Raw genomic sequence first — 7385 nt, 5'->3', positions numbered from 1 at the left:
AGAAAAAAAGGTGGTTTAAGGCAAAAAAGAAAATATTAATTAACTTTAAGAAACTGGACTAAGGCTTTTCATAGGAGGTTTTGTTGTAACCAGTTTTATTCGGCAACTACTATTAATATGCTAGTTAATAATAAGAAACAAATTATAACTGTAAATGTACAGGCTATACTTATTAATAAGACTTTAGATATAAAATTATCTTTTTTACTGTTATATGCTAAAAGATAAATAACAAAAGGAATGAACACCATGATCAGAGATACAAACATAGAAAGAACCAATCCATTAGTCTCTCTAGGGAAAAGCGAATTAAGAAATCCGAATAAAGTAAGTGAAATTATTAGTCCTACAAACAGGTCAATACCTTTTATGGTTTTTGACTTATACAGTTTTATTGTTTTAAGAATTACGATAATCCCAATAATTAAAGTAGCACCATAAAACAATAACATAAAATGGGAAAAGTATAATGGTAAAATTGTTATAGGCATTAAGGTTTAATATGATTTTTCATAAATGTTAAAAGTCTAATTTTAAATTGGTTACAACAATAGTATATATAACATTAATGTTATATATACCTCCAATATAGAATATATAAAACATATGTTATATATATCTTTTATAAATTTTTAATGATCAAGAAGATTCTATATCAATTAGATAACACTAGTTTCAGTTAGCCTAAAATACAGTTCAGCTACTAGATAGTACAATTCAGAATATATTTTTATTTATTGAGTAGAAAAAGTTTCATGTTTGCTTTTATTAGGGCAAGTATAGAAATAAATAGACTTCTAAAAGTAAATCCCTAATTTTAAAAATTAGAAAGCAATCAATTTTAAGCTTACAAACATGAGTAGTTTTTTAAAGGTAGTAAGGACAGCAATAATCATAGCCTTGGTTATGGAACTTGTTCGGTTGCTTCTATCTGATTGGGAAAGCATAACATTATATGGCGAATTACAATTTACTGGTATAGCCTTGCTGTATTCATTTGTGCTATCTATGGTTAATATGTATTTCAGCGACTATATCTCTCAAAAGTATACATGGGAGAATGAAACGCAAAAACGGTTATGGTACGGTGCCGCTGGCTCTATTGTACTTACTGTATTGGCGTTTGGTGCTGTACGTGCGTTTACTGAAATCTATATATTTGGTAAAAGTTTTGAACAGTACGTAGCCGGAGAAAGGATACAATATTACTTCTATGTGTTATTAGTTACCCTTGTTGTTTCATTGTTTTTACACGCTTTCTACTTCTATAAAGCCTTACAAGATACCAAAGTAAAAGAACAAAAAATAATAGCAGGTTCAGCATCTGCAAAATTCGATGCTCTAAAGAATCAGTTAGACCCTCACTTTCTTTTTAATAGCTTAAATGTGTTGACCAGCCTTATAGAAGAAGATCCTCTTCAGGCGCAAAAATTTACTACTTCGCTATCAAAGGTATATAGGTACGTTTTGGAGCAGAAGAGTAAAAATCTTATTTCTGTTGACGAAGAACTAAAGTTTGCAAGAACCTATGTGCGTCTTCTAAAAATGCGTTTTGAAGATAGTATTGTATTTGAAATCCCTGATCAGGCACTGGATTCTGAGGCGAAAATAGTACCATTATCCCTACAATTGTTATTAGAGAATGCGGTGAAGCACAATGTTGTAACCTCTTCAAAACCACTACATATTAGAATATATGAAGAAGACGGATACTTGTACGTGGTCAACAATTTACAAGAAAAACAAGTAGTTAAAAAGAGCAGTGGCGTGGGGCTGCAGAACATTCGTCAGCGTTATGCCATTCTTACCAAAAAGGAAATGCAGATTTTTAAGACTGCTAAAGAATTTAAAGTGCGTTTACCTATGCTTATGAATGAAATTTCTTTTAGAGAAACACAAGACTCTCATATAAGCGCCAAGCGCTATGAGAAGGCAAAAGAAAGGGTAGAACTTATAAAAGGATTCTATGGTAACCTTACTTCTTATTGTATTGTTATACCTGTTCTTGCCTATATAAATTTTACGACCACCAGTTTTGTTTGGGTTATTTTCCCTGCTATGGGTTGGGGTATTGGTTTAATTGCTCATGGATTAAAAGCATATGGTTATAATCCGTTATTTGGTAAAGGCTGGGAAGAAAGAAAAATAAAGGAATTCATGGAGCGAGAGAATTTCTGATTAAATTTTAAAAAGAAACACTTTGAAGCTAACAAAAGAGATAAAAGCAGCAATATGCGATAGTGTATTATGCTGGTTGGCAACATCTTCTGCCGATAACATACCCAATGTGTCTCCCAAAGAAATATTCAGTTGTTTTGGAGATGATATGATTATAGTAGCAAATATAGCGTCGCCACAAACGGTTAAAAATGTTAGAGCGAATAAAAATGTCTGTATCAGCTTTATAGACATTTTAAAGCAAAAAGGCTTTCAACTTAAAGGGGAGGCTAAAATTATAACAGCAGCTGCAATAGACTATGAAAAGATGGAAAATGTGTTGTTGATGCTAACCGAAGGCAAATTCCCTTTTAGTTCAATAACCAAGATTAGTGTTACCAGTGCTAAGCCAATAATTGCTCCTAAATACGTACTGTTTCCCGAAACTACAGAAGAGGAACAGATTGCCAACGCAAAGAAAAACTACGGATTTTAAGGTCTTTAAATAGTCTAAGAACATGCTTTCTACAATTCAGTCGTAAAAAATTACAACTGGGTATTTCATTTTTTCAAAACCGGTATGATCTGCCGAAATTTGAAGTATAGAAATAATACAGTAATCACCTAAAACTTTAAAAAGATGGAATCAAACTTCACAACCGACAGAAATTATAAGTATGAAAAGGCAAAAGAAAAAGTACAAGCTATAAAAGGTTTTTACGGTAATTTATTGGCCTACTGTATCGTCATACCATTTTTGGCATATATCAATTATAATACAACAAGTTTTCTTTGGTTCATTTTTCCGGCACTTGGTTGGGGATTCGGTCTATTAATGAACGGGCTTTATGCCTTTGGAAATAACCCATTATTCGGTAAGAATTGGGAAGAAAGAAAGATCAAAGAATTCATGCAAGAATCATAACCTAAAAGACTAAAGATCATGGAAAACACAAAATATACAAGAGCAAAAGCAAGAGTTGAAGAAATTAGAAAATTTTATAGAAAAGTAGCGTCGGCTATTGTAACCATTATAATTGTAGCGACAATCAATTATTATTTTAATGAATGGAGGAATGCTTGGTTTCTTTGGGTAGTATTCGGTTTAAGTATTAGCTTATTTTTTAAAGCAAATAAAATCTTTAACTTGAATCCGTTTACGGGCAGAGACTGGGAAGAAAGAAAGTTACAAGAGTTTTTACAACAAGAAGAAAATACAAGAAGATGGAGCTAAACGAATTTGAACAATCAGATAAATTATTAAGAGCCCAAAAGAAGGTCAAAGATATAAAGGGGTTTTATATTCACTTACTTGTTTACGTACTCGTAAATTTATTTCTTATGACTATTACGATAATGGGAATAATGTCTGGTGGGGCTTCATTTTCAGAGGCTTTATTTAACATCGGCACTTTTTCTACTCCATTTTTCTGGGGAATAGGTTTGGCATTTCATGCCGCCAAAGTATTTGGTTATAATCCTTTCTTTAGTAAAGATTGGGAACAGCGCCAGATCAGTAAATATGTAGAACAAGACGAAAGAGATGCTGAAAAATTTAGATAATATGGAAACATCAATCGTAGATGAGTCAGATGCATTAGCAAATGCAGAAAAGAAGGTTAAAGATTTAAAGGGTTTTTATTTGCATTTTTCCTTATACATTTTGGCAAACATTATTATAGTTGTAACAAATGTGATGATAAGAATATATGAAGGGGAATCTTTATATGATGCATTGGTGAATTTTGGCACATTTATAACGCCCTTTTTCTGGGGAATGGGCTTGCTTTTTCACGCAGTCAAAGTCTTTGATTACAATCCGTTTTTAGGTAAAGACTGGGAAGCTCGCCAAATAAGCAAATATATGGAGGAAGATAAACGTGAATTTGAAAAATTTAGATAGTATGGAAACTGAACGAGCAAACGATCATCTTTTTAATGGAGAGGACAGTAGGTTTTCTAAGTATGAAAGAGCAAAAGAAAAAGTGGCGAGTATAAAGCGCTTCTATAATCACGTATTGGTTTTTCTAATAATAAATATCATTTTGTACTTCTTAAGGCATAAGTTCGTTTTCATTTTGGTAAGTAAAGACGCATTCGGTAATCCTGAGTTTTTAGATTGGATAAACTGGAATGTCTACGGTACCACCATTGTTTGGGGGATTATATTGGCAATTCATGGAATTATTGTTTTTAGCAATATCTCAGGGTACATGAAGAGATGGGAAGAACGTGAAATTCAAAAGCACATAAATTCATATAACGATTAAAGCATACAATTCTATTAAACCATAAAACCAGACCATGAAGACCATTATAATTGAAGATGAAAAACCGGCAGCACGCAGGTTAGGTAGAATGTTAGAAAGTTTAGACTTAACTGTTTCTACAATGCTACATTCTGTGGAAGAGGCTATAGATTGGTTTCAGAACAACGAACACCCAGATTTAATCTTCTTGGACATTCAACTTTCTGACGGACTCTCATTCGAGATTTTCGATGTTATAGAAGTACACAGCGCCATTATATTCACTACTGCTTTTGATGAGTACGCCCTTAAAGCATTTAAATTGAATAGTATCGATTATATATTAAAACCTATAGACGATGAAGATTTAGAGCAGGCAGTTGCAAAATATAGAAAGCTGTTTAAATCTGCCAATGAGCCAAGTAAAATTGCTTTAGATTTTGAAGATATTAAAAAGCTATTGGTTAATCCGCTTGAGCGAGAATATAAAAAACGTTTTACCGCCAAGGTCGGTCAGCATTTGAAAATCATAAACGCAGAAGATGTAGAATGTTTTTACAGTGAAAACAAAGGTACTTATGCGGCTACGAAAGATGGTCGCAATTATTTGTTAGATACTACTTTAGAACAGCTAGAAGAAGAACTTAAACCACAGGTATTTTTTAGGGTAAGTAGAAAATTCTTTGTAAATATAGATCACATAAAAGACATTGTTTCATACACCAATTCTAGATTACAGATCAAGCTAAAGAACAATCCTGATCACGAAATTATAGTGAGTAGAGAAAAGGTGAAAGACTTTAAGCTTTGGTTAGAGTAGAATAATTATTAGTCTGATAATAAGCTATTTACGATACAGGTCTTCTTCCTCATCAATTCTGTTTTCATCAAATGCCGATGGTAATAGCTTGGGTATCAATTTAATAAATATTGGAAGTAAAATAGCTCCGCCAGGTAATATGAATATAGCTAAAGACGGAATACTTTTAAAAATATCTAAAAGTTGATTCTGTACTTTTTTCTTTTCTTCATTACTTAAATCCCTGACCGTAGATTTTGATAACAGACCTACTAGCTCTGCACTTTGGGAAAGCTCTTTAAGCAGGCGTTTACTATTGCGTAGAATCAGCTTCTTTACAATTTTACCCATACTGTCGTAAAACTGTTGTGCTAGGTTCTTCTCCTTTAAATAGGGTATAACATCAAAATTGAGTTTAAAGAACTCGGTAACATCGGTAATTGAAGTTGAGATAACAGTTCTATCGAATCCTAAGTCTTTTCCTATTCCGAAAATAAAATCAGATTCCGTGTAATCTAAAGAGTGATCTTCCCAAACCGTAAGGCAAGCCATATCTAACAGATAGCGATTCTCCCAATTCTCTTTATTTAATAAAAGTCGTTCTCGATAAGAACCATCAAAACTGCTCTCGGCACAATTAATATAGGTTAACGAAGAAGCCAATAACTGAGAAAGTTTATTGTCGTTTCTATCAATTTCTTTTGAGCTAAGAGCGTCATAGGTAATATTTATAGCTAAATATTCGATTTCTGCTGCCTTTTCTATTAAAGCAGAATGTTTATTTAAATAATGCTTAAAAAGCAAAACATCTATAAATAGGAGGGAGTTGGTAATAAGGCTATTAAAAGTTTTACTGATAATATTGTCTTCAATATAAATTCTTGAAGTCATTAGTTTTTCAAGCTTGGCAGATGTTTTACTTCCAGTAAACCATTTATCAAAAAAACCTGCACGGCTAATATTCAGTATTTCATAAAACTTAAATACCTCTTCTATAAAAGTACTATAGTCATTACCACCCTTAATTCTATAGGTAAAGAACAGTGCGTGTAGTAAATTTATTTTCGCCTTTTCATCTTCAGATAAAGTATGCTCCAATTCAATGAACTCTGGTATACTAGAATTTAGCCCATATACGAACCCGCTTTTTTTAAGCGTATCATACAAAGCTTCAAAGGTGGGGAAAGCGTCTTGGTGTTTTTGAACAACCGAACCATATTTCTCGATCCAACCAGAGGAAGACGGGTTCATATCTTAATTATTTAAGACTGCAAAGTTAGCTAATTATTACTTCATACTAATTTATAAATAGTTGCTTCTGGTCTGTAATACTGTTTTTATTGATAGTTCCCATTTTATCCTTAAAAATAAAATTTAATTTTTTTTAAGGAAAAATGAACCTTCTCTTTTTTGCTGCGTAAGTAGGGGTGATTCTAATCTAAAAAAAAGAGATAATGAAAAAATCAAAATTATTTATGGGACTTGGGGCATTAGCCTTAGTAGGAGTTCTTTTAGTGGCAGCAGATCATATTGATGCACCAGGTGCTATGGGAACCTCGGCAGACATTGCCGATTTTTATGCTTTTGAACCTACAGAAGGTTCAGACAATACTGTATTCGCAGTAGACCTTCAATCTAATGTATTACCAGATCTGGCTTATGGTACATTCGATGAAAATGTATTATTAGAAATTAATATTGATACCAATAATGATTTGGTAGAAGATTTAGTAATACAGGCAATACCTAGAGATGGTAAAATGTATTTCTTTGGTCCAGTTGCACCAAGCGAAACAGGATTAAATGGTGCTATAATGGTAGACGCTCCATTAGGATCGGTAGACATTTCTGCTGAAACTGCTATTGTAGAAACTACGGCAAACGGAGTTTCTTTATTTGCAGGTCCAAGACAAGATGCTTTTTTCTTTGATTTCTTTCAATTCAATGAAGTTATTGGCGGTACGGCCCCTTTAGGTTTTAAACCAGCTGGTGATCCAAATTCTACGGACGACGATGATGATACCGCTGTTGATACTTTCGATGGTGCAAATACAATGTCTATAGTAGTAGAGTTGCCTAATAGTCTTTTAGGTAGTACAACAGGTCAGAATGCACTTGGTTTAGAAGTATACAAAACTTGGGTAACAACAAACGTTAAACAATAATTATAACCTTATAAA

The 7385-nt window shown here is 32.8% G+C and carries 10 protein-coding genes; 9 read left to right on the top strand and 1 reads right to left on the bottom strand.

What is annotated here, in order from left to right:
* The first annotated feature begins 855 nt into the window (after nt 1-855).
* The 8 genes from Q0871_RS03550 to Q0871_RS03515 all read left to right on the top strand — a co-directional run bounded on the left by Q0871_RS03550 (nt 856) and on the right by Q0871_RS03515 (nt 5226).
* Entirely contained in the window at nt 856-2178 is a 1323-nt protein-coding gene (locus tag Q0871_RS03550; protein ID WP_299317931.1) for a 2TM domain-containing protein, read from the top strand.
* 22 nt (nt 2179-2200) lie between these two features.
* Nucleotides 2201-2653 (top strand): pyridoxamine 5'-phosphate oxidase family protein, encoded by a 453-nt coding sequence (locus Q0871_RS03545; protein WP_299317928.1) that lies wholly within the window; start codon nt 2201-2203, stop codon nt 2651-2653.
* A 144-nt stretch (nt 2654-2797) separates the two neighbouring features.
* Nucleotides 2798-3082: a 2TM domain-containing protein gene (locus Q0871_RS03540; RefSeq protein ID WP_363323219.1), complete on the top strand. Its 285-nt coding sequence runs from the start codon at nt 2798-2800 to the stop codon at nt 3080-3082.
* An 18-nt stretch (nt 3083-3100) separates the two neighbouring features.
* Nucleotides 3101-3391, top strand: coding sequence for a 2TM domain-containing protein (locus Q0871_RS03535; RefSeq protein ID WP_299317926.1), 291 nt, complete (start codon nt 3101-3103; stop codon nt 3389-3391).
* Nucleotides 3382-3720, top strand: coding sequence for a 2TM domain-containing protein (locus Q0871_RS03530; protein ID WP_299317924.1), 339 nt, complete (start codon nt 3382-3384; stop codon nt 3718-3720). The genes Q0871_RS03535 and Q0871_RS03530 overlap by 10 nt, the downstream gene beginning before the upstream one ends.
* A gap of 1 nt (nt 3721) precedes the next feature.
* Nucleotides 3722-4060 (top strand): 2TM domain-containing protein, encoded by a 339-nt coding sequence (locus Q0871_RS03525; RefSeq protein ID WP_299317921.1) that lies wholly within the window; start codon nt 3722-3724, stop codon nt 4058-4060.
* Between the two features lies 1 nt (nt 4061).
* Nucleotides 4062-4427, top strand: coding sequence for a 2TM domain-containing protein (locus Q0871_RS03520; protein WP_299317919.1), 366 nt, complete (start codon nt 4062-4064; stop codon nt 4425-4427).
* Between the two features lie 34 nt (nt 4428-4461).
* Nucleotides 4462-5226: a LytTR family DNA-binding domain-containing protein gene (locus Q0871_RS03515; RefSeq protein WP_299317917.1), complete on the top strand. Its 765-nt coding sequence runs from the start codon at nt 4462-4464 to the stop codon at nt 5224-5226.
* Between the two features lie 24 nt (nt 5227-5250).
* Here the strand turns inward: Q0871_RS03515 and Q0871_RS03510 are convergent, their stop codons facing one another.
* A complete protein-coding gene (locus tag Q0871_RS03510; protein WP_299317914.1) occupies nt 5251-6456 on the bottom strand; it encodes an LETM1-related biofilm-associated protein in 1206 nt (401 codons plus the stop codon).
* A 203-nt stretch (nt 6457-6659) separates the two neighbouring features.
* On the opposite strand from Q0871_RS03510, the gene Q0871_RS03505 reads away from it, so the two are divergent.
* Nucleotides 6660-7370 (top strand): DUF4331 family protein, encoded by a 711-nt coding sequence (locus Q0871_RS03505; RefSeq protein WP_299317912.1) that lies wholly within the window; start codon nt 6660-6662, stop codon nt 7368-7370.
* The last annotated feature ends 15 nt before the right edge of the window (nt 7371-7385 follow it).

It is taken from the genome of uncultured Maribacter sp. (assembly GCF_947500985.1).
In the GTDB taxonomy this organism is placed as follows: Bacteria; Bacteroidota; Bacteroidia; order Flavobacteriales; family Flavobacteriaceae; genus Maribacter.
The sequence above is the reverse complement of the archived record's forward strand: the minus strand, read 5'-3'. Positions and strand labels throughout refer to the sequence as shown.

What these genes read in the sequence shown, in the direction of transcription:
- Q0871_RS03550 (WP_299317931.1), top strand. Translation starts at nt 856, where the DNA reads ATGAGTAGTTTTTTAAAGGTAGTAAGGACAGCAATAATCATAGCCTTG.
- Q0871_RS03540 (WP_363323219.1), top strand. Translation starts at nt 2,798, where the DNA reads ATGGAATCAAACTTCACAACCGACAGAAATTATAAGTATGAAAAGGCA.
- Q0871_RS03535 (WP_299317926.1), top strand. Translation starts at nt 3,101, where the DNA reads ATGGAAAACACAAAATATACAAGAGCAAAAGCAAGAGTTGAAGAAATT.
- Q0871_RS03530 (WP_299317924.1), top strand. Translation starts at nt 3,382, where the DNA reads ATGGAGCTAAACGAATTTGAACAATCAGATAAATTATTAAGAGCCCAA.
- Q0871_RS03525 (WP_299317921.1), top strand. Translation starts at nt 3,722, where the DNA reads ATGGAAACATCAATCGTAGATGAGTCAGATGCATTAGCAAATGCAGAA.
- Q0871_RS03520 (WP_299317919.1), top strand. Translation starts at nt 4,062, where the DNA reads ATGGAAACTGAACGAGCAAACGATCATCTTTTTAATGGAGAGGACAGT.
- Q0871_RS03515 (WP_299317917.1), top strand. Translation starts at nt 4,462, where the DNA reads ATGAAGACCATTATAATTGAAGATGAAAAACCGGCAGCACGCAGGTTA.
- Q0871_RS03510 (WP_299317914.1), bottom strand. Translation starts at nt 6,456, where the DNA reads ATGAACCCGTCTTCCTCTGGTTGGATCGAGAAATATGGTTCGGTTGTT.
- Q0871_RS03505 (WP_299317912.1), top strand. Translation starts at nt 6,660, where the DNA reads ATGAAAAAATCAAAATTATTTATGGGACTTGGGGCATTAGCCTTAGTA.